Origin of the sequence: Arthrobacter sp. cf158 (assembly GCF_900106835.1) — a bacterium.
Classification (GTDB): domain Bacteria; phylum Actinomycetota; class Actinomycetes; order Actinomycetales; family Micrococcaceae; genus Arthrobacter.
This window is the reverse complement of sequence record NZ_FNNR01000007.1, coordinates 164,042-184,922: the sequence shown is the minus strand read 5'-3', so window position 1 is coordinate 184,922 and position 20,881 is coordinate 164,042. Positions and strand designations below refer to the sequence as shown.

At 64.2% G+C, this 20,881-nt stretch carries 16 protein-coding genes; 11 read left to right on the top strand and 5 right to left on the bottom strand.

The genetic code is table 11. From position 1 onward, the window contains the following. Window positions 1–54: 54 nt before the first annotated feature. On the bottom strand, window positions 55–1,266 hold the full coding sequence (locus BLW08_RS15500) for a PucR family transcriptional regulator (protein ID WP_175538724.1): 1,212 nt from the start codon (window positions 1,264–1,266) through the stop codon (window positions 55–57). Between the two features lie 136 nt (window positions 1,267–1,402). Here BLW08_RS15500 and BLW08_RS15495 point away from each other — a divergent pair, with 136 nt between their 5' ends. From BLW08_RS15495 to BLW08_RS15475, 5 genes are read left to right on the top strand one after another with little or no spacing between them, the layout of a single operon-like run. Next, window positions 1,403–2,734 (top strand): MFS transporter, encoded by a 1,332-nt coding sequence (locus tag BLW08_RS15495; RefSeq protein WP_090824798.1) that lies wholly within the window; start codon window positions 1,403–1,405, stop codon window positions 2,732–2,734. Next, a complete protein-coding gene (locus tag BLW08_RS15490; protein ID WP_091326189.1) occupies window positions 2,731–4,353 on the top strand; it encodes a thiamine pyrophosphate-dependent enzyme in 1,623 nt (540 codons plus the stop codon). The genes BLW08_RS15495 and BLW08_RS15490 overlap by 4 nt, the downstream gene beginning before the upstream one ends. 12 nt (window positions 4,354–4,365) lie before the next feature. After that, window positions 4,366–5,772 carry a gamma-aminobutyraldehyde dehydrogenase gene (locus BLW08_RS15485; RefSeq protein WP_091326188.1) on the top strand — a complete coding sequence of 469 codons (1,407 nt, stop codon included), beginning with the start codon at window positions 4,366–4,368 and terminating at the stop codon, window positions 5,770–5,772. A gap of 8 nt (window positions 5,773–5,780) precedes the next feature. After that, a complete protein-coding gene (locus tag BLW08_RS15480) occupies window positions 5,781–7,532 on the top strand; it encodes an amidohydrolase (RefSeq protein ID WP_091326186.1) in 1,752 nt (583 codons plus the stop codon). Window positions 7,533–7,540: 8 nt separating this feature from the next. Beyond that, window positions 7,541–8,806, top strand: a complete 1,266-nt coding sequence (locus BLW08_RS15475) for a M20 family metallo-hydrolase (RefSeq protein ID WP_091326184.1) — start codon at window positions 7,541–7,543, stop codon at window positions 8,804–8,806. On the opposite strand, the gene BLW08_RS15470 is transcribed toward BLW08_RS15475, so the two are convergent. Beyond that, window positions 8,803–9,531 carry a hypothetical protein gene (locus tag BLW08_RS15470; RefSeq protein ID WP_091326183.1) on the bottom strand — a complete coding sequence of 243 codons (729 nt, stop codon included), beginning with the start codon at window positions 9,529–9,531 and terminating at the stop codon, window positions 8,803–8,805. The genes BLW08_RS15475 and BLW08_RS15470 overlap by 4 nt on opposite strands. A 74-nt stretch (window positions 9,532–9,605) precedes the next feature. On the opposite strand from BLW08_RS15470, the gene BLW08_RS15465 reads away from it, so the two are divergent. Next, window positions 9,606–10,208, top strand: a complete 603-nt coding sequence (locus BLW08_RS15465; protein WP_090824809.1) for a YdeI/OmpD-associated family protein — start codon at window positions 9,606–9,608, stop codon at window positions 10,206–10,208. A gap of 24 nt (window positions 10,209–10,232) precedes the next feature. Here BLW08_RS15465 and BLW08_RS15460 read toward each other — a convergent pair whose 3' ends face one another. Next, window positions 10,233–11,396, bottom strand: a complete 1,164-nt coding sequence (locus BLW08_RS15460) for a glycoside hydrolase family 76 protein (RefSeq protein WP_091326181.1) — start codon at window positions 11,394–11,396, stop codon at window positions 10,233–10,235. Window positions 11,397–11,490: 94 nt separating this feature from the next. Between BLW08_RS15460 and BLW08_RS15455 the strand changes: the two genes are divergently transcribed. Both BLW08_RS15455 and BLW08_RS15450 read left to right on the top strand, forming a co-directional pair. Continuing rightward, on the top strand, window positions 11,491–12,282 hold the full coding sequence (locus BLW08_RS15455) for an SDR family NAD(P)-dependent oxidoreductase (protein WP_091326179.1): 792 nt from the start codon (window positions 11,491–11,493) through the stop codon (window positions 12,280–12,282). Next, window positions 12,282–13,553, top strand: coding sequence for an acyl-CoA dehydrogenase family protein (locus tag BLW08_RS15450; protein WP_091326383.1), 1,272 nt, complete (start codon window positions 12,282–12,284; stop codon window positions 13,551–13,553). The genes BLW08_RS15455 and BLW08_RS15450 overlap by 1 nt, the downstream gene beginning before the upstream one ends. 18 nt (window positions 13,554–13,571) lie before the next feature. Here the strand turns inward: BLW08_RS15450 and BLW08_RS15445 are convergent, their stop codons facing one another. Together BLW08_RS15445 and BLW08_RS15440 are read right to left on the bottom strand one after the other, a co-directional pair. Beyond that, window positions 13,572–14,399, bottom strand: coding sequence for a DUF1684 domain-containing protein (locus tag BLW08_RS15445; protein ID WP_090824815.1), 828 nt, complete (start codon window positions 14,397–14,399; stop codon window positions 13,572–13,574). Window positions 14,400–14,682: 283 nt separating this feature from the next. Further along, the gene (locus tag BLW08_RS15440; RefSeq protein WP_090824817.1) at window positions 14,683–15,456 is read right to left on the bottom strand and encodes a hypothetical protein; all 774 of its coding nucleotides are present in this window, start codon (window positions 15,454–15,456) and stop codon (window positions 14,683–14,685) included. Between the two features lie 158 nt (window positions 15,457–15,614). Between BLW08_RS15440 and BLW08_RS15435 the strand changes: the two genes are divergently transcribed. The 3 genes from BLW08_RS15435 to ppc all read left to right on the top strand — a co-directional run bounded on the left by BLW08_RS15435 (window position 15,615) and on the right by ppc (window position 20,740). Further along, window positions 15,615–17,264 (top strand): sigma-70 family RNA polymerase sigma factor, encoded by a 1,650-nt coding sequence (locus tag BLW08_RS15435; RefSeq protein ID WP_091326177.1) that lies wholly within the window; start codon window positions 15,615–15,617, stop codon window positions 17,262–17,264. A 245-nt stretch (window positions 17,265–17,509) separates the two neighbouring features. Next, window positions 17,510–17,824: a hypothetical protein gene (locus BLW08_RS15430; protein WP_090824821.1), complete on the top strand. Its 315-nt coding sequence runs from the start codon at window positions 17,510–17,512 to the stop codon at window positions 17,822–17,824. Between the two features lie 117 nt (window positions 17,825–17,941). After that, window positions 17,942–20,740, top strand: coding sequence for a phosphoenolpyruvate carboxylase (gene ppc, locus BLW08_RS15425; protein ID WP_091326175.1), 2,799 nt, complete (start codon window positions 17,942–17,944; stop codon window positions 20,738–20,740). Window positions 20,741–20,881: the final 141 nt, after the last annotated feature.

Genomic DNA, 20,881 nt, shown 5'->3' with positions numbered 1-20,881 from the left:
AGGCGGCCAGGAATGTGGAAACTCACACCGGGCGCCGCCGTGGCCGCGAAAGTGCTACGCCCATGCCACCACCAGGCGGGCCGTCTTAGCGGGAACTGCAAGGTCGATTCCTGTCAGCTCCTGGAAGCGGTTGAGCCTGTTGAGGATGGTATTGCGGTGACAGAAGAGTTGCTCGGAGGTGACAGTGACGTTGCCGGTGTTCAGGTAGTTCCGAACGGTTTCCAGCAGGCGTTCGCGCTCGCCGCCGCGGCACTCGGCCAGGGCTTCTTCGAGCTCCGCGGCGAGGTCCAGGCCGGCGTCCTGCAGGTTTTGCTGGGCCAGCCGCGCCCACGCGGAATCAGCTGACAGTGGACCGGAATCCCGTGGCCGCAGCAGAGCGGCCAGGCTCTCGGCTGTGCGGGCGGCCCCCGGGAGGGCCCGCAGTCCAAAGACCTCGGGCACGTAGCCGCACGGGACATCGACGACGCCGGGAGGCAGCTGCTGGCTGTCGCCTTCAGGGCCGCGTGTCTCGCCAAGGGGCTCAGGACCTCGCGTCCGAACAGTCGGCAGGGCCCAGAAGACATAGGTGTTGCCGCCGGACTCGTGGAGGAACAGGCGTTGCCTGGTGTGCTGACCCGATCCGAACTGGGATGTTGCGGCGCGAAGTCGGGCGCCCGGTTCGCCGCTGGCCGCTACCAAGGCGAAGCGGGATTCCGGATTGATGCCCAAGGCCGAGGCCACTTGGGCGGAGGTTTCCTGCGAAGGGGTGCTCTGGTTGAACAGGCGGGCGATGAACTCCCGTTGGATGCTGGATTCTTCCTGCGCCATCCTGACGCGCTCTGTCAGGTAGCTGGTGTGCGTCCGGGTGGCGAACTCGTCCACCACGCTCCACACCTGGTCCACCCGGGTGGCCAGCAGCGCGGCATCCTCCGTGTGGGCGATCTCCAGCAATTCGGCCCAGAGGATGCTGAAGTCCAGGCGCACGGCAGAGGTGAGGGACTCTGGTGGAATGCCGGCCCGGGCGCGCTTGGATCCGAGGTCGGAAGCGAAGTCCAGCAGGCCATCACGGCTGTCCGTCTTGCCGTTCCTGAGGCCGCTGATCAGCCGCCGGAAAGTCTCCCGTGCGGTCTCCTGAATTTCCAGGACCGTCACTTGGCTTTCGCCGTATTCGGGGATTTCGCGGACCCTGGTGGTGAACGCCTGCGCCAGGGTGTCCAGCCTGCCCTCAAGCTCGTCCACCAACTCGGCCCAACGAACAGAATGCCCGGATGTCTCGGAATTGTGCATCCACACATTCTAGCGCCATGATTCCGTGACGGATTGCTAGTTTTTTTGGGAAAAACTACTGGCACTATGGATTGAGTCACACAAATTTGCCCGGGCACTCCCAACGTCCGGTCCCGTTCGCACTCATGGAGCAACTATGGCAAGCACCGTCAGCGGAGCCACGGACGCCAGTCCCACGGCAGCACGCGTCGTCGATGAAAGCGTTACCAAGAAGGTGGCCCTGGCTGCCCTCGTGGGCACTGCGCTGGAATGGTACGACTTCTTCCTTTTCACCACAGCCGCTGCGCTGGTGTTCAACGCACAGTTCTTCGTTTCCCAGGACCCGTTCGTGGCTGCCATGGGATCCTTCGCCACTCTGGCGGTGGGCTTCGTCGCCCGCCCGATCGGTGGCTTCATCTTCGGTGCCCTTGGAGACAAGGTTGGCCGCAAGAAGATCCTCATGGTCACCATCGTGGGCATCGGCATTGTCACCGGCCTCATCGGTCTTCTGCCGAACTACATGACCATCGGCTTGGCAGCCCCCATCCTGCTGGTGGCCCTTCGCATTGTTCAGGGCCTGGCCGTGGGCGGTGAATGGAGCGGCGCGGTGATTATCGCCGTCGAGAATGCTCCCGTGGAAAAGCGCGCACGCTACGCTGCCCTGCCGCAGATCGGTTCCCCCATCGGCACCATCCTGTCCTCCGGTGGCTTCTTCGGCATGCTGTTCCTGGTGGGCCAGAGCAACTTTGACGCCTGGGGCTGGCGTATCCCGTTCATTGCCGCCATCCCGCTGCTTGCCATCTCATTGTGGATCCGCAGCCGGCTCAGCGAATCACCCGAATTTGAAGCCCTCATGGAGTCCGGCGAGACCGAACACGCTCCCATTCGTGGCGTCCTGAAGAACAGCTGGCGCCAGATCCTGGTGGGCATGTGCTCGGCGTTGCTCGGCATCGGTGGCTTCTACCTCATCACCAGCTTTGTGGTCTTCTACGGCACCAAGGTTCTCAAGCTGCCCTCTGAACTCTTGCTCCTGGGCACCCTGCTTGCTGCAGCGCTGGAGATCGGCGCCCTCATCTGGGCCGGACGCCTGGGCGAGAAATTCGGCGCCAGCAAGGTCATCCTGTGGGGCGGCGTAGCCTCGGCCATCATCGCGGTCCCCGTCTTCCTGGCCATCGACAGCCGCAACCCCGTGCTGGTTGTCCTGGGCATGATGATCGGCGTCGCCGTTCTCTCCATCCCGTACGCCGTTTCCGGCACCGCGCTGACTGCCCTGTTCGCTACGAAAGTCCGGTACACCGGCGTCGCCATCACCTCCAACACCGCAGGAGTCATCTCCGGCTTCGTGCCGCTGATCGCCACCGCGCTGGTGGCCGCCAACAACTCCTTCTGGCCGGGCGCCATCATCCTGCTGGTTGTGTCCGTACTGACCGCACTGTCCGGTCTGTTCCTCCCCGCCCTTTCCATCAAAGAAGAAGGAATGAAGCATTGAGCACCACTACCGCAGGTCACTTGATTGTTGGCCAACTCGAACGGGCAGGCATCAAGCGTGTGTACACCGTTCCCGGCGAGAGCTTCCTCGACGTCCTTGACGGGCTGCACGGCTCGCCCATCCAGAATGTGGTGGCCCGCCAGGAAGGCGGTGCCGGGTTCATGGCACTCGCCGAAGGTCGCCTGACCGAGCTCCCCGGTATCGCCATGGTGACTCGTGGCCCGGGCGCTGCCAACGCCTTCATCGCCATCCACACCGCTTACCAGGACGCTACTCCGCTCATCCTGTTTGTGGGTCTGATTCCGGTGGCCGACCGGGGCCGCGAGTCCTTCCAGGAATTTGATATCACCGCCTGGTTCGGCAGCACCGCCAAGAAGGTAGTGACCCTCGACGACGCCGCTTCCGCCGCCCGCGTGGTGGACGACGCCATCTTCACAGCCCTCAGCGGACGCCCCGGCCCCGTGGTGATCGGCCTCCCGGAAGACGTGTTGGTGCACGTCGTGGAGAACGCCACGGTGGAACCCCGCAAGGTTGCCCGGCCTGAGCCAGCCCCCGCGGACCTGTCAGACCTCACCCAAAAACTGGAGAAGGCACGCAAGCCGCTCATCGTCGTCGGCGGTGAAGGCTGGACGCAGGAGTCCGGCGAGCAGCTGGCCGCCTGGGCCAGCCGTAACAGCATCCCGGTGGTTGCCGACTTCCGCGCCTACGACGCCGTCCCGCACCGCAGCGACGCCTACGCCGGCTTCCTGGGCTACGGCCGCAGCGACGCGAACGCCCAGCGCCTGGACGACGCCGATCTGATCGTCTTTGTTGGCTGCGTCCGCGGCGACGTCCTCTCCGACGGCTACAAGCGCGGACTCGACGCAAAAACCGTAGTGGTCAACGCGGACGCCAATCTCCTGGGCCACTTCGGCCGGGTGGACCAGCACATCATCGCGGATGTCACGGCCTTCGCGGTGTCGCTCCCCGCCACCTCCGTGGCGGTCAACCGCCAGGAGGGCTGGTTCGCCAGCGCCCGCGCCGATCAGCTCGCGTTCTCCACGCCCCAGCCCGACGGCGGCATCGGCGTCGACTTGGGCGTCGCCATGGAGGTCCTCAAGAAGGAGATGGCCGACGACGCCGTCCTCACGTTCGGTGCCGGAAACCACGCCCTGTGGCCCGCCCGGTACTTGGACCACAACTCGGCCAACTCCCTGGCCGCTCCGCGCAACGGCGCCATGGGCATGGGTATCCCGGCAGCCGTGGCAGCCTCGCTCGCTTACCCGGGCCGTCAGGTCATCTCCGTGGCCGGCGACGGTTGCTTCATGATGAACGGACAGGAGATCGCCACGGCCATGGGCTACGGCGCTGCGTTCATCATCCTGGTGGTGGACAACGGCATCTTTGCCACCATCCGCGAGCACCAGGAAGCGCACTACCCGGACCGCCCGTCCGGCACGCACATGACCAACCCGGACTTCGCTGCCCTCGCCCGCTCCTACGGTGGCTACGGCGAGCGGGTGGACCGCACGGAAGACTTCGCAGCCGCGTTCCGCCGCGCAGTGGACTCCGGCCTCCCGGCCCTGCTGCACCTGCCGCAGGACCCCACCACGCGTTCCCCCAAGACTTCAACAAACTGACCGGAGCCTCCTGTGATTCAGCTTCAGAACATCATCAACGGCCAGTCCGTGGACGCCACGGCCAGCCTGCCGTTCTTCGACCCCGCCACGGGCCAGCAGATCGGCACCGCACCGGACAGCGACGCGGCCGCCGTCGACTCCGCCTTCCAGGCCGCTGCCGCAGCTTTCAAGAGTTTCAAGCGCACGACGCCGGGAACGCGTCAGTCGCTGCTGTTGCAGCTGGCGGACCTCATTGAGGCGAACGTTGACCGTTTGCTCGAGGCCGAGGTTGCCTGCACGGGCAAGCCTTCCGCCCTCACCAAGGAGCTGGAAATCCTGCGCGGCGCGGACCAACTGCGCTTCTTCGCCGGGGCGTGCCGGGTGGTTTCCGGTACGGCGCAGACCGAGTATGTGGAGGGTTTCTCGTCCACCATCCGGCGGGAGCCCATTGGCGTGGTGGCCCAGATTACGCCGTGGAACTACCCGTTCATGATGGCCATCTGGAAGATCGGTCCGGCCCTCGCTGCTGGCAACACCCTGGTCCTCAAACCTGCCGACACCACCCCCTGGTCCACTGTGGTCCTGGGCGAACTCGCACAGCAGGTCTACCCGGCCGGCGTAGTGAACATCGTGTGCGGCGGCCGCGAAGCCGGCGCTGCGATGGTGGACCACGACATCCCGGAGATGGTGTCCATTACGGGCTCCACCCGGGCCGGTGCGCAGGTCATGTCTGCGGCGGCCAAGACCCTGAAGGACGTGCACTTGGAGCTTGGCGGCAAGGCGCCCGCTGTGGTGTTTGCCGACGTCGATATCCAGCGGACTGCCAGCGAAATCGCCCTGGCCGCCTTCTTCAACGCCGGGCAGGACTGCACAGCGGTGACCCGCGTACTGGTGCACCAGGACATTCATACGGAGTTCGCAGCAGCCCTGGCTGACGCTGCTTCCGCGTTGAAGGTTGGAGGATCCGATGCGGATCTTGGCCCGCTCAACAGTGCCGCGCAGTTGGAGCGGGTAGAGGGCTTCATGTCCCGCCTGCCCGCCAACGCCCGCGTCCTGTCCGGCGGCAAGCGCACCGGAACGGGCTTCCACTTTGAACCCACCGTGATCGACGGCGTGTTCCAAACAGACGAGGTGGTGTGCGACGAGATCTTCGGCCCAGTGCTGACCGTCCAGGCGTTCGCCACCGAGGAAGAAGCGATCGAACTCGCCAACGGCACCAAGTACGCGCTGGCCTCCAGCGTGTGGTCCGAGAACCATGGCGTGGTGACCCGCGTATCCAACGAGCTCGACTTCGGGGCCGTCTGGATCAACTGCCACCAGGTGATCCCGGCCGAAGCCCCGCACGGCGGGTTCAAGCATTCAGGCACGGGCAAGGACCTCTCCGTCTATGGACTTGAGGACTACACCCGCATCAAGTCCGTCACCACGTCCCACCGCTAGAACCTGATATGAAACTCGACCTCCTCCTGCGGAACGCAGAGATCATCACCATGGATCCGGCCCGCCCGGTGGCCGGCTCGCTGGGCATCTGGCAAGGCCGCATCGTGGGCTTGGACGAGGACCTGGATGGCTTGGATGCTCTTCAGGTGCTCGATCTTGGCGGTGCCACCGTCACTCCCGGCTTCATCGATGCCCACTGCCACACCACGTGGTTCGGGCTTGGCCTGGCGGAGCTGGACGTGTCCGGTGCCCGCGGCTTGGAGGAGCTTTATGGGCTGCTTCGGGGTGCTGTTAGCAGCGCCGGGGCTGGTACCAACGCCGACGACGCCGAGGGCTGGCTTTTCGCTACTGGTTTCAGCCAGACCCAGCACGGCGGGTCCTTTCCGGACATCGCCGAGCTGGACCGCATCACGGGGGAGCGGCCGCTGTTCATGCGGCACAACTCCGGGCACATGGCCGTGGTCAACACAGCCGCGTTGCGCCTGGCAGGTGCGGAGTCGGCGTCGTTCCCGGATCCCGACGGCGGAGCGATCGTCCGCGACGCAGCGGGACGTCCCACGGGACTGGTCCAGGAGACGGCCCAGGAACTGATCCAGCAGCTGATCCTGCCGTATTCGCTGGAGGACATCGAGGCCGCCCTTGAGAGGGCCACGTTGTATTACGCCTCCGAGGGCATCACGAGTTTCACCGAGGCCGGGGTGGGCGGCGGGTGGATCGGGCACAGCCCGGCCGAGCTCGCTGCCTACCAGAGCACTTCGGCCAACGGCCGCTTGCATGCCCGGGCACAGGTCATGCCCGTGCTCGATGTGCTGCATGGCCTGGGCGGTCATGCTTCTGACAGTGCTGGTGCCGCACCGGCCGGGCTGGACCTTGGCATCACCAGCGGCTTCGGGAATGAGTACCTGTCCTTGGGCCCTGCGAAAGTGTTCCTGGATGGCTCGCTCCTGGGCGAAACCGCAGCGGTGAGCCACGAGTTCTGCAGCCACGGGCATAAGGACAACCGGGGCAACGTTGGCTACTTCCAAGCGGATCCGGCCCAGTTGCGGGAGCGCATCGAGGCCGCCTACGCCGCCGGGTGGTCCATCGCGGCGCACGCCATCGGGGACCGGGCCGTTGACCTGGCCGTGGATATCATCACCGACTGCCAGGCCGTGTATGGGCAGCGCCGTTTGCCGAACAGGATCGAGCATGCCTCCATGACCCGCCCCGAGCAGCTGGCGAGGCTCGCGGACGCGGGAATCGCCGTGACACCCCAGGCAAGTTTCTTCCGTGAGGGTGGGGACGGGATGACCGCGTCCCTCGGGCCGGACCGTTTGCCGTGGGCCTACCGGGCAGCCAGTTTCCTGGGCGCAGGAGTGATGCTCGCGGGAAGCTCGGACCGTCCGGTTGCCGATGGGAACGTGCTCCGCGGCATGCAGGCGTTCGTGGACCGCAGGACCGGGTCCGGGGCTGTCTTCGGGAACCCGGCCGAGCGCCTCACCCCACACCAGGCACTCGCCGCGTACACGTCCGGAGCCGCCGCAGCAACGGGGTCCCTCAGCGAGAAAGGCACCCTGACGCCGGGCAAGCTTGCCGACTTCACCGTCCTGTCCGCCTCACCGCTGACGGCACCTGCCATCAGCGAACTCCACGTCCTGGCCACCGCCGTCGGAGGCCGTTTTACCTACCAATCAACCCACTTCCACGCGGAACCTTCCTCGGAAAGTCCGTACGCTTCCCGTGTTTCAGCGGGCCGTGTATCAGCAACCCAAAGCTCATAGGGGAGACCATGACCATCACCACCAGTTTCACCGCCCAGGACACCGCCTTCGTGCAGGACTTCCGCACCATGAGCGCCTTCGGTGCCACGGAGAACGGCGGCGTGGACCGCCAAGCCGCAACCATTCCCGACGGCGAGCAGCGCCGCTGGCTCGCAGGCCTGCTTGAGGAGCACGGCTTCACGGTGAAGTTCGACCACGCCGGCAACCAGTGGGGCCTCTACGAAGCCGTGCCCGGTGCGCCCTACGTGGTGGTCGGCTCGCACATGGATTCACAGCCGACGGCGGGACGTTACGACGGCGCGTATGGTGTCCTCGCTGCTGCCCACGCCGCGTTCCGCTTGGCCGCCCGCTGGGAAGCCGGCGCCACGGCACCCACGTTCAACCTCGCCGTCGTCAACTGGTTCAACGAGGAAGGCAGCCGCTTCAAGCCGTCCATGATGGGCTCGTCCGTCTACACCGGCAAGCTGGAACTCCAGGACGCCCTCAACACCAAGGACGCCGCCGGTGTCACCGTGCGTGACGCGCTGGACGCGATCGGCTGCCGCGGAACGTATGAGGGGCCGGAGGCCGCATATTGCGCCGAGATCCACATCGAACAGGGCCGCAGCATGGAGCGCGACGGCGTCACCATCGGCCTTGTCAGCTCCAACTGGGCCGCCAACAAGTACGAGTTCGTGGTTCACGGCGAGCAGGCACACACCGGTTCCACGGTGATCGCGGACCGCAAAGATGCCCTCCTGGGCGCCTCGATGCTGGTGGTGGCGGCCCGCGAACTCGCAGACCGCTTCCCCGGTGTACTGCACACCTCGGTGGGTCAGCTCAACGTGTACCCCAACTCGCCCGTAGTGGTCCCCTCCCGCGTGAACCTCCTGCTGGACCTGCGCAGCGCCGACGAAGCCGTCCTGGCCGAAGCCGACGCCCTGCTGCACGCCCGCATCACGGAGATCGAACAGCTGGCCAACATCACCGTGGAGAAAAACCACTCACACTCCTGGGCCGTCACCCCGTACCAGCCCGAAGGCGTGGAACTCGCGGCCAAGGTTGCCGCGGATCTGGGGCTGTCCAACAAGGAAGTGATGACCCTGGCCGGGCACGATTCCACCAACATGAAGGACATCGTTCCCACCGTGATGCTCTTTGTTCCCAGCGTTGATGGCATATCCCACAACGAGCACGAATACACCACCGACCAGGACATCGTGGCCGGACTCACCATGCTCACCGAGGTTGTTGCCCGCCTGTGTGACGGGGCGCTGGAGAACCAGCCGAACTAGCTCGGCTGGGGTGCTGGCGTCGATCGGGGTGAACTTTCCACCACGATCGACGCCGGTGCCGCACCGCCCGCGGCATCAGGATTGGCGAAATACAGGACGTCCTCGCTGATCCGGGACTCAATTTTCGCTGACCTCAGGCGGTCCAGCAGTGGCTCCAGCCCGCCGTCGTACTCAAAGGCGAGATCGCCGTTGATGGCATCCGCGCCGTGGATGACGCGCAGGATTCCGCCGTTCTTGGTGGTAAATGTGGCCGATTCGTCGTCCGAGGCCCGTGGCCGGGCGCCGATGTTACTGAGTGCGTTGGCTGCCAGGCCCACTAGTGGGCTGATCCAGGTGGCCATCACAGTCACGGCGGGGTGGGCGTCGCCTGATGTAGCCCAGGTGCCATCAGTGGCTCGTTCGGCGGGGAAAGCGAAAAACTCAAAACCGTCGTCCGCAGAAATTTGCACGGTGGTTCCGTCCGGGCCTTCGTGGAGTTCTGCCTGGGTGCCGGCTTCCTCGGTACGACGGGCAAACTCCTCCAGATTCCCCGCTTCAACAGCAAAGACCGTGGAGCCGTCCAGCGGGTGGCCGTGATCCACGGCGCCCAACGCGAGGCGACCGGAACCGGCGTCGAACTCGCGCCAGCTGCCCTCATTCACGGTGGTGACCAGCCCCAACGCGTGCAGGACCGCGGACCACTCTTCGGGACGGGACGTGTAGTGGATGGGGCGGGATCGCAGCATTGGTCCTCCTGGGTTTGTCAGGGCTTCTGCGTTTCAGCCTATGCCGTATCTGCCCTTCACAGCAGAATGAATCCATGCCCATTGAGCTTGAAGAACTTCTTGTCCGTGACGGTGCCGAATGGCGTTCCTGGTTGTCGGCGAACGCAGCAACATGCCCCGGAGTGTGGCTGATCCTGCACAAAAAGGGCGGGGATGTTACAGGGCTGGACTATGACGCGGCCTTGGACGAGGCCCTGTGCTTCGGCTGGATCGACGGTCAGGCGAGGAGCCGTGACGCCGGCAGCTATTTCCAGCGCATGACGCCGCGAGGCCGCAAGAGCATCTGGTCCGTGCGGAATGTGGGGCACATCGCCCGGCTGGAGTCCGAAGGCAAGATGACCGACGCAGGCCGTGCCGCCGTCGCGGCCGCCAAAGCGGACGGCCGCTGGGAGGCTGCCTATGCAGGCCCCGCAGATTCCGTCGTCCCGGATGACCTCGCGGCAGCCATCGCAGCCGTTCCTGAGGCCCAAGCCATGTTCGACGTCCTGACTTCCCAGAACCGGTTTGCGCTGATCCACCGCACCAACGGAGTCAAGCGCGCCGAGACGCGCGCCCGCAAGATCGCCGGATTCGTGGAAATGCTAGCCCGCCACGAAGCCCCGTACCCACAGAAGAAGCGCCCCGCGTCCTCCCATTAGGGGCCACCTCGCGCTCGGGGACACCTACAGTGTTGCGGCTGCCTCGAACGTCATCCACGCCTGCAGTTGGGTGGAAAGTTCGACGGCGGCACCTGGCGGATACGTTTCGCCCGCCGGCCGCAGTGGGTTGGGGGAGAAGACAAAGGGGGCTTCAGCCGGGGCTTTGCTGCGCTGCAGTTCCGGTGCTTCGCGGCGGCTCGTCCAGAAAGCCGCAGCCGTAGTGCGCACCAACTCCCGGGCCGTCTCCCGTGCGTCCGTGGGAAGTCGCGGGTCCCGTGCAGCCAATGCCAGGTACCGGACCAGGATTCCGGTGAAGAGCCCGCCGTCGCCTGTGCCGTCGCCGTGGATGACACGGGTGCCCGGAACCGTTAGTTCGCGGGCAACGGACTTGACCAGGTGTGCGGCCCGTTCCAGGTTTTCCGGGCCGCCCAGTTCCAGCAATGCCCCCAGGACCGGCCCCTGGTTGTAGGTGTAGATTGCCTCCTCCAGGATGGTCCCGCCATTCCTGATCCTGAGCCCGTCCTGGTACACGCCGCGTTGGGGGTGGAGAAGCTTGGCATTGAGCCAGGTCACCAGTGACTGGGCCCGTTCCCGGTGATCCGTCCGCGCGAAGTACAGGGCAACCGGGGCTGTGGCGGGGGTGTTCTTGAAGTCGCGCTGGGTGCTCCAGAACGTCCCTCCGCCCAGATCGTCCGTGGAAGCTGAATCGAATTGCAGGGTCAGCTTCTTGCGGACGTAGGCGTTGCGCCGACGGCCCGGATGTCTGGTCTCTTCCGCCAGCTTTTCGAGCCTAAGGGTAGATAAGGCGAGCCAGGCCATGTCGTCGTAGAAGTGGTTCTCAAACCGGAACAGGTTCCGCAGCCGGATGGTGGTGACCAGGCGGGAAGCGAGCCGGCCCGCACTGGGACGGGAGCCGCCGTCGAACTTTGTTGTGGCAGCCAGTTCGCGGCGTCCGGCGTCCACCAGGCAGTCGACGTAGTGGGCCTGCCACCAGTAGTGCCAGGGGCCGAAGAGGCCCTTGACGGTGTTGCTGGGTACTGAGACCGCGCCGAGGTGCGTGCCGGGCAGGAAGAGCAGCCGACGGCCGAAAGTACGGGTCACCGAGCGGGCCGCCTGATTGGCGCGGGCCGCCCATTCCGCGGCATCGGCGGCGGCTGGTTGCGGGCTGGCGGCTTGATGAACGGACATGCAGCCAGCCTATCCGGGCAGGTGCGGCGTGCGCTGGCTCACAATTCCAGTTAACATGCATTAACGGATTTGAGTTCTGCATCAAGGAGGATGGATGGACATCAAGGGTACGGTCGCGCTGGTCACCGGTGGAGCGTCGGGTTTGGGGGCTGCCACTGCCAAGCGTCTGTTCGACGCCGGAGCCTCGGTGGTGTTGGTGGATCTGCCGCAATCGGCGGGCGAGGCGTACGCGGCAGAACTGAACGCCGGTGGTCACGGTTCCCGGGCGGTCTTCGCGCCCGCTGACGTGACCAACGAAGCCCAGGTCCAGGCCGCTGTTCACGCCGCAACCTCCCTGGGGCCGTTGCGGATTGTGGTGAATTGCGCCGGTATTGCAACCCCAGGGAAGGTCCTCGGCCGTGACGGCGTACTGCCGCTGGAGACGTTCAACAAAGTCATCCGGATCAATCTGGTGGGCACTTTCAACGTGCTCCGGCTTGCCGCAGCGGCCATGGTGGAAACCGAGCCCGTGTCCACTGAACTGGGAGGGCCCGAGCGTGGGGTCATCATCAACACCGCCTCCGTTGCCGCGTTCGAGGGCCAGATCGGGCAACCTGCCTACGCGGCGTCGAAAGGTGCCGTTGCCGCGATGACCCTTCCGCTGGCACGCGAGTTCGCGCGTTCGCTGATCCGGGTGGCCACCATTGCGCCGGGCATCTTTGAAACACCCATGATGGCGGGACTTCCCCAGTCCGCCCAAGATTCCCTGGGCCAGCAAGTACCGCATCCAGCCCGCCTGGGCCGTGCAGCCGAGTATGCAAACCTGGCGGCCCACATCGTGGAGAACGCCATGCTCAACGGTGAGACCATCCGGCTTGATGGCGCCATCCGCATGGGACTCAAATGATGGGCGACTACAGTGGCGGTTCGCTGCCCTCCAGTTCGGCGGCGGCCGCGCCGGCATCAGTCGAAGGCCTGCCAACCGCCGACTTTTTTGATTTCGAGTCCCTGCTGAGCGTTCAGGAGCAGCGCAAACTCAATGAACTCCGGGCCTTCCTGGCAACGGAGATCGCTCCCTACGCGGGGCAATGGTGGGAGAAAGCCGAATTCCCGGAACACATCCTGCCCAAGCTCGCGGCGCTCAGGCTGAGTGCGCCGGCCCAGCGAGGCTACACCCACCTGTTCGCCGGCCTGGTCATCGCCGAGATGACCCGCGTAGACACCTCCATTGCTACGTTCTTCATGGTCCACCACGATCTCTTCGTGGAGTCGCTGTACGACTTCGGCAGCGACTCGCAACAGGACCGCTACCTTGACGACGCGTCCAACCTCCGCACCACCGGAGCTTTCGCACTCACCGAACCGAACCACGGATCCGATGTTGCAGGCGGCATGGAAACCACCGCGCGTCGGGTCGTGCGGGCAGAGCACGACGGCGGTGACTACTGGGTGATCAACGGCGCCAAGCGCTGGATTGGCAACGGGACGTTCTGCGATTTCATGCTGGTATGGGCCAAAGACGAAGCCGACGGGGCCGTGCGGGCGTTCATCGTTGACGCATCCTTGCCGGGCGTCAGCCGGAGCCGCATCGAGAACAAGATTGCCCTGCGAACGGTGCAGAACGCCGACATTCTGTTCGTGGACGTCGAGGTAGCCGAGGCAGATCGATTTGCCGGAATCAGCAGCTTTGCGGATACCAACCACCTGCTGCGGGGTTCCCGGATCATGGTGGCTTGGCAAGCTGTAGGCCAGCAACTGGCGGCGTTCGATGTCGCCCGGCAGTACGCCGTGGAACGGATGCAGTTCGGCAAACCACTCGCCAGGTTCCAACTCATCCAGCAGCACTTGGTGGACATGCTCGGAAACGCCGTTGCCAGCATGGGGATGATGGTCCGGATAGCGCAACTGCAGGAAGGAATCCATACCGATGCCCAGGGCGTACGGCACGGGGGCGCGGACATGGCACAAGTGGCGCTGGCCAAGGCTTACTGCAGCGCCCGGATGCGGGAGACAGTGGCTTTGGGACGGTCCATCCTGGGCGGGAACGGAATCGTCACCGACTACGGGATTGCCAAAATCTTTGCTGACGCCGAGGCCATCTACACCTACGAGGGCTCGTACGAAATCAACTCGCTCATTGTTGGCCGCGCGGTGACCGGGGTTTCAGCGATCACCTAGGCCGCGGGAGTCTCCAGCCTACTCCTGGGGGAGTTTTTCGCCGGCCTCCACCCGAACGTCGATCGAATTGCCCCGGACCGGCATGGGGCACGTTCCGTAAGGAGTGAACGCGCTGGGGTAGTTGATGCTGCGGTTGAAGTCGATCACCACGGAACCATCGGGGCGTGGGCGGGGGATGAACACCTTGCGCCACTCATCCGTGGTGTCCCCGTTGGTTTCATCGTGGAAGGTCACATTGAGGGCACCCAGTTTCTCCTCCTCGGCGTGGAGCCGGATGTCGTGCGGGATGCCCGGTACCTGGAAAACTACCTCGCCAACGGAGCGATGGACCCCGTCCACCAAGGGGTTGGCCGTTCCGATGGGTACCTCCTGGGGCTCTGCGTAGGCCTCGAACCTGCCTCCGATAATCCAGTCAGGGTTGAAGTCGTACGTCGGTACGCCGTTGAACTCCGTCAGCACGGGAGAACTGTCGTCCCGGGTGCGGACAGCGTACTTATCCGCACGCATGGCGAGTTCCACCACCACTTGTTTACCGTCCGAACCACCGTATTGGACCCACATCAGGGACTCTTCGTCTTCCAGGACGGCGGTGACTGTTCCTTCCACCTTCGCGCCGGTCTCAACGAAAGTGAGACCGTCGGCAGCGCTCGCCGTGAGAGATGCGGTGGTGCCATCGGTAGACCATAGCCCGGGAACGAGTTCCAGCTCCGTGGGGTCCGCCTCAAGCCATTGGAAGGACGTCAGCGTCAACCAGCCGTGTCCGGTGGAGAGGGCAGCATTCCGACCGGTACGGAACCGTTCCCAACGGGCCAGCTGGGCGTCGGTTGCGGTGGTGGGCGAGCTCATGGGTCTCCTCGGCTGTGGGCACGTCAGTTCTCGATAGTTGCACTTGCCTCAACTATGCGCCGTACGTGGGCATTCCCCGAATCCGCGGTTCGTCATGGCAATCCGTGGTTCCTCATGGAGGAGTCGGTGGAACGGCTCGCGCCGGCCCTCAAAACATGCCAGCGCGAGCCGTGATTTGATCAACGGCACCAACGGGGCAGGCACTTGATGCCGCCCCCGCCATTGCCGGTCAGCTAGTGAGTGTCATCACCATGCGGTTCGTGACGCAGTCGGCGCAGCTTTCCTAATTTGTTGCGGAGGAAGAATCATGAGGCGCGGATGCCGTGGCAGCGGCGGCCGACGGAAGAGGATAGAACTTGGTGCGTGCGGGGCTCAGTGCGCCGTCACCCAGGGCTTCCACGGCGATCTTGCATCCTATGACCCGGGAGATGTTGCTTTGGCTGAGGGGAAAAAGAACGTGGATAGCCGAGTTTTGGTACATGGCCATCGCGCCGGTTCCGTCCAGCTGACCATTGACGGCCTCCCCGATCCGGGCCAGCAGCGTCCAGCAATGGTTCTGGCTGTTATGGGGGCTTGCTATCGAGATGATGGCCAGAACCAGCGTTCCGGGCCGCTCGGACCCTGACGTGGAAATCTCGTGGATACGCCGCCGAAAGTGGGCCTGGGTAGCCAGGCCCGTGTAGACATCCGTGCACGATAGTGGTGGTGCAGTTTCCATTGCTTCCGCCCAACCTTCGGCAAGGGACTGCAGAGCTTCGACGTCCACGGTCTCTCCCGCGGCCGTGAAGAGCGCGCGGAAGTCAGTCATGGTCTCGGTGATGCTGACGCCATTTCTTGCGCGGGCAGCGCCCAGCGACTTGGCGGTGGGTGCTGGAACCGTGGCGCTCGTTTCCAGGGATGCCACCACGGTCCGGACTTCCGGCAGGAACCAATCCGCATGGAACCGCCAACCTGTCTGATAGCTGGTGGTTTGCCATCGACGCAGCAAAAGGTGCCGCGAGAACGTGCATTCTGCGAGTGATTTTCTCCGGAACGATGTCATATCCGAAAAGTGCATACCAGCACTGTTTCGTGACGACGCTGCCCCGGGATTGGCTGTAAAAGAAGACTTCCAGCGTCTTTGTTCAAGACATTGTACAAATCGCGTCACGACTCGCTGCCTGCACTCACTCCATAAACATGGGCAGGATTACTTACGGTTTCGGGATGCCATAGATGGCACACGGATCACATGCGAGCCGCGATGCAGAAGGTGACACCGGCAGCGATCGTCACCTCATCGAGCTGGTCAGGGGCGGGGACATGTCCGCCTTCGACGGACTGTATGGGCGCCATTTGTCCATTGCATACACCGTGGCAAGGCGGAACGTCGACAACCTGAGCGACGCCGAGGATGTTGTGGCTGAGGCTTTCCAATCCGTGTTGCATAGCATTGTTGCAGGGAAAGGGCCGGGCGCGTTCTTCAGGGCGTACCTATTGTCCACCGTCACCCGGCTGTCCCATCAACGGAATCGAAAAGCAGGCAAGGTACTGGCCAGCGGTGACGATTCTGTTCTGGATCAAACAGTGGTCGAGTCGGACGCCGTCATCAGCGCCTTCGAGTCACGCACAGTGGCCAAGGCATTCCACGCTTTGCCGGAACGCTGGCAGGCCGTGCTCTGGTACATGGACGTTGAGCGGATGAAGCCGGCGGCCGTGGCGCCAATTCTTGGTCTGACCCCCAATGCGGTTTCTGCGCTCGCTGTCCGTGCTCGCGAGGGCCTGCGACGCCAATACCTGCAGAGCCACGTCGCGGATCAGGCGGACGGCAAATGCGCCGAGTTCGCTTCCAAGCTTGGCAGCTTCCTCAGGGGTGGGTTGTCCAGCGCCGCTGAGCGCAAGGTCCGCAATCATCTGCACGGCTGTTCCATGTGCACAGCCGCACTTGCCGAGCTCAACGATGTCCAGGGAAGCATGCGGGCAGTACTCCTGCCGCTGGTGACAGGAATCCCCCTGGCGATGTGGGCTGGTAAAGGTGCTGCGGTGGGCCTCCTGGGTGGGATGGCCCCGGCCAAAGTGGCGCTGGCAGTCCATGCCTTGGCTCAGCCGGCCGTCATGGCGCTCTTCGCAGCCGCAGGGGTTGGGCTGATGCTGGGAGCGGGGGGAGCTGGAGAGGTGCAGGTTCCGGAACTCTCCACGGAGCAGCGGGCAGTGGAGACAGCCGCGGCGCAAGGGGAAAATGGCTTGGAGCTGGCCACGCCGGCACCAGCTCAGACGGGTGCCCCGGCCCCGGCTCCGGTGGCCCCGATGCCCGCTGAGTCAGCTTCATCGACGTCCGTGCCGCCACCAACCGAGCCCTTGCCAGCGCTTGAGGAGCAGTCTGAGACCCTTGTCCCGGCACCGGAAGAGTCCTTGCCACCGCCCGGAGTGCTGCCTGAGCCGACGATGACAACGCCTGCCCCCGTTTCTCCACCGGCCAAGACGCCTGCACCGGTGCCTTCTGCCGTTCCATCAGCGGCCACCGCGGCAACAATCTCCGGGTTCGTAAGGGAGAACCGTGGCAGAGGAGATTCCAGCGGTACCGCTATGGAAATCGACTTCGCTGCCTCCGGCACTGGGCCTTTGGGCAGTGGCAAGGCCGTGTTTTCGGTTGAAGGGCATGCACGCATTCTGGAGAGTTCACTGCGTGTGCCCGATGGTTGGGCATGTTCCATGGAAGGGCAGTCCGTTGTCATGTGTGTCACGGACTCGGTGCAGCGGGGCAGCCTTCACTTTCATGTGACCGCGGACTCCGGACGCTCCAAAGATGGCGGCGTCCTCAATTATTCCTTGAGCGGCACAGGGCTTGTCCCGGGCCAGTTCGAATACCAGTACCAAGCCCAGTAGGAGGAAAGGTCCGCGTCACGATCCCGCGGCCCTCACCACTATGTCAACGGCGATTATGTCAACGGCATGTCCGGAAAGTCGGGGGTGAGCTCCTGCTCCACCACGTGCATCGGCTCCACGTTTGGGAGTACGTGGGGCTTAACCCGCGAGTCTCATGGAAGACCAGCATTGGGACGTCCTCAAAAAGGCATGGGCCGGGTAATGCAGGGGTAGGCGCGGGCTTTGGGTGGGCGTACGCTGGCCGCATGGGGATCGATGCCGTGGTTGCAGTGGTGGTCTGTGTCGCCCTCGTTCTTGGTTCCATTTGGGCGGGAACACGGCTGGTCCAGCGCGGCGTGCCGGCCAAAGGTGCTACCGGCACGCTCGGGAGTGTGCTGTCCATGGTGGAACCTGCAACGGGTGCGCCCACCAGGGTGGAGGCGGCGGCTGCCCTTGAAGAAATGCGGCAGCGCAGGCACCAGAACCTGTCCGCAGGCCCCGGCCCCGCAGGCCAAGAGCTGTTGGGCGGCAAGGTGGTCCTTCCGAATCCTGCCGGCCCGCATGGTGATGCCAAAATCTGAGACGCATTCCTTGCGTTGAGTTTGGTGCGGGTAAGATCCCGTAGGAAACATAAGTAATCCGGCTCACAGTATCCAGCGCAGTGTACGAGCCACACCAGATCCCGAAGGTATGTATCTATGGTTCACACTGCCCATCAAGACACCGATCTCGCTGCCGAACTGCGCGCCGATGTGCGCCGCGTTTCCACCCTCCTTGGCGAGTCACTGGTCCGACAGCACGGTCCGGACCTCCTTCAGCTCGTGGAACAGGTGCGCCTGCTGACCAAGGAGTCCAAGGAAGCCGCCAGGGGCGGCGCGGACGCTACCGGCCCTTGGAGCGCGCACGACGTCGTTGCCCAGGTCCGTGAGTTGCTCGCCTCGCTGCCACTGGAGCAGGCCACCGATTTGGTCCGCGCCTTTGCGTTCTACTTCCACCTCAGCAACGCGGCAGAGCAGGTTCACCGTGTCCGTGGACTTCGCACCCGGCAGGAAAAGGACGGCTGGCTGGCCAAGGCCGTCTCTGAGATTGCAGGCCAGGCGGGTCCGCAGGTCCTGCAGGATGTGATCAACGAACTCGATGTCCGTCCCATCTTCACGGCACACCCCACCGAGGCATCACGCCGTTCGGTCCTGGACAAGGTGCGCAAACTGTCCGATGTCCTAGCCGAGCCCACCACCGAGGGCACGTCCGCCCGCCGGCGCCAAGACCGCCAGCTTGCTGAAATCATCGACCAGATGTGGCAGACGGATGAGCTTCGCCAGGTCCGCCCCACCCCTGTCGATGAAGCGCGCAACGCCATCTATTACCTGAACAGCATCCTCACCGACGCCATGCCGGAAATGTTGACGGACCTCTCGGAACTTCTTGCCGAGCACGGTGTCACGCTGCCGGCCGCTGCCGCGCCGCTTCGTTTTGGTTCGTGGATCGGTGGCGACCGTGACGGCAACCCGAACGTCACCGCGGCAGTCACGCGTGAAATCCTGCAGCTCCAGAACCAGAACGCCGTGCGCATCAGCATTGCCTTGATCGACGAACTCATCTCGGTCCTCTCCAACTCCACGGCACTGTTTGGGGCCGACCAGGAGTTGCTGGACTCCATCACTGTGGACCTCAAGAACCTGCCGGGGTTGGACAAACGCATTCTTGAACTGAATGCGCAGGAGCCCTACAGGCTGAAACTGACCTGCATCAAAGCCAAGCTGATCAACACCGGTCGTCGGGTTGCGGCGTCGAGCCATCACGAGCCAGGCCGTGACTACGCCACCACATCGGAGCTGCTGGCTGAATTCGGGCTCCTGGAAGAGTCGCTGCGAAACCACGCGGCCGGATTGGTGGCAGACGGTGCCCTGGCCCGGGTTCGCCGTGCCATCGCAGCGTTTGGCCTGCACCTGGCAACCTTGGACATCCGTGAGCATGCCGACTACCACCACGATGCTGTGGGCCAGCTCGTTGACAGGCTTGGTGCCGGGAAGCCCTATGGCGAACTGACCCGTGAAGAGCGCTTCGAGTTCCTGGGTGCGGAGTTGGCTTCCCGCCGTCCTCTTTCCGGACACCCGATCAAGCTCGAGGGCACGGCCGACGGTACCTACGACGTCTTCCGGAGCATCCGCCAGGCCCTGCACACCTACGGTCCGGACGTCGTGGAGACTTACATCATCTCCATGACCCGCGGTGCCGACGATGTTCTCGCTGCCGCCGTCCTGGCCCGTGAGGCCGGGTTGATTGACCTCTTCGGAGGGAAGCCGCGCGCCAAAATCGGCTTCGCTCCACTGCTGGAGACCGTGGAGGAACTCCGCGCATCAGCTGAGATCGTAGATCAGCTGCTGTCCGATCCGTCCTACCGGGAGCTGGTCCGCCTCCGCGGCGATGTCCAGGAAGTCATGCTGGGTTACTCCGATTCCAACAAGGAATCCGGCGTGATGACCAGCCAGTGGGAAATCCACAAGACCCAGCGAAAGCTGCGCGATGTGGCCGCCAAGCACGGGGTCCGCGTCCGTCTCTTCCACGGCCGCGGTGGTTCCGTGGGCCGCGGTGGCGGACCGACGTACGATGCCATCATGGCCCAGCCGAATGGTGTGCTGGAAGGCGAAATCAAGTTCACCGAGCAGGGCGAAGTCATCTCGGACAAGTACTCCCTGCCGGAACTCGCCCGCGAAAACCTTGAGCTTTCCTTGGCCGCAGTGATGCAGGGCTCGGCGCTGCACCGCACGCCGCGCACCTCGGAAGACGAGCGTGAGCGCTACGCGAACGTCATGGAAACCATCTCGGACGCAGCATTCGCCCGCTACCGCACGTTGATCGATGATCCTGAGCTGCCGGCCTATTTCCTGGCCTCAACGCCGGTGGAGCAGCTGGGCTCGTTGAACATTGGATCCCGTCCGTCCAAGCGACCGGATTCCGGCGCGGGACTGGGCGGACTCCGGGCCATCCCGTGGGTGTTTGGCTGGACCCAGTCCCGCCAAATTGTGCCCGGGTGGTTCGGCGTTGGTTCAGGTTTGAAGGCAGCCCGCGAGGCAGGCAACACGGACCAGCTCCTGGAGATGATGGACCGCTGGCACTTCTTCCGCTCTGTCATTTCCAACGTGGAAATGACACTGGCCAAGACGGACATGGAAATCGCGGGCCACTACGTTTCTTCCTTGGTTCCGAAAGAACTGCACCGTCTGTTCCACATGATCCGCGACGAATACGAGCTCACGGTGGCCGAAATCGAGCGGCTCACGGGCGAGATCGAGCTGCTGGATGCCCAGCCAACCTTGAAGCGTTCCCTGGAAATCCGGGACCAGTACCTCGACCCCATCAGCTACCTGCAGGTGGAGTTGCTTCGCCGCGTCCGTGAGGAGTCAGTATCCGGGGCTGAGATCGACGAGCGGCTCCAGCGGGCCATGCTCATCACCGTCAACGGCGTAGCCGCCGGCCTGCGCAACACCGGCTAGCAGACGCTCTCTCACCTAACGCGCGTTTTCAAGGATCCCTCTCTCACCCGGTGAGAGAGGGATCCTTTCGTTGGTGCGGTAGGTGAGAGAGGGATCCTTCTGTTGGTGCGGTAGGTGAGAGAGGGATGGCGGGCTGAGGCA

Excerpts from the sequence above, each read along its gene's own strand:
- BLW08_RS15430 (WP_090824821.1), top strand. The coding sequence starts at position 17,510 with ATGGGGATCGATGCCGTGGTTGCAGTGGTGGTCTGTGTCGCCCTCGTT.
- BLW08_RS15440 (WP_090824817.1), bottom strand. The coding sequence starts at position 15,456 with ATGCACTTTTCGGATATGACATCGTTCCGGAGAAAATCACTCGCAGAA.
- BLW08_RS15450 (WP_091326383.1), top strand. The coding sequence starts at position 12,282 with ATGGGCGACTACAGTGGCGGTTCGCTGCCCTCCAGTTCGGCGGCGGCC.
- ppc (WP_091326175.1), top strand. The coding sequence starts at position 17,942 with ATGGTTCACACTGCCCATCAAGACACCGATCTCGCTGCCGAACTGCGC.
- BLW08_RS15480 (WP_091326186.1), top strand. The coding sequence starts at position 5,781 with ATGAAACTCGACCTCCTCCTGCGGAACGCAGAGATCATCACCATGGAT.
- BLW08_RS15500 (WP_175538724.1), bottom strand. The coding sequence starts at position 1,266 with ATGCACAATTCCGAGACATCCGGGCATTCTGTTCGTTGGGCCGAGTTG.
- BLW08_RS15465 (WP_090824809.1), top strand. The coding sequence starts at position 9,606 with ATGCCCATTGAGCTTGAAGAACTTCTTGTCCGTGACGGTGCCGAATGG.
- BLW08_RS15435 (WP_091326177.1), top strand. The coding sequence starts at position 15,615 with ATGGCACACGGATCACATGCGAGCCGCGATGCAGAAGGTGACACCGGC.
- BLW08_RS15495 (WP_090824798.1), top strand. The coding sequence starts at position 1,403 with ATGGCAAGCACCGTCAGCGGAGCCACGGACGCCAGTCCCACGGCAGCA.
- BLW08_RS15460 (WP_091326181.1), bottom strand. The coding sequence starts at position 11,396 with ATGTCCGTTCATCAAGCCGCCAGCCCGCAACCAGCCGCCGCCGATGCC.
- BLW08_RS15470 (WP_091326183.1), bottom strand. The coding sequence starts at position 9,531 with ATGCTGCGATCCCGCCCCATCCACTACACGTCCCGTCCCGAAGAGTGG.
- BLW08_RS15475 (WP_091326184.1), top strand. The coding sequence starts at position 7,541 with ATGACCATCACCACCAGTTTCACCGCCCAGGACACCGCCTTCGTGCAG.
- BLW08_RS15455 (WP_091326179.1), top strand. The coding sequence starts at position 11,491 with ATGGACATCAAGGGTACGGTCGCGCTGGTCACCGGTGGAGCGTCGGGT.
- BLW08_RS15445 (WP_090824815.1), bottom strand. The coding sequence starts at position 14,399 with ATGAGCTCGCCCACCACCGCAACCGACGCCCAGCTGGCCCGTTGGGAA.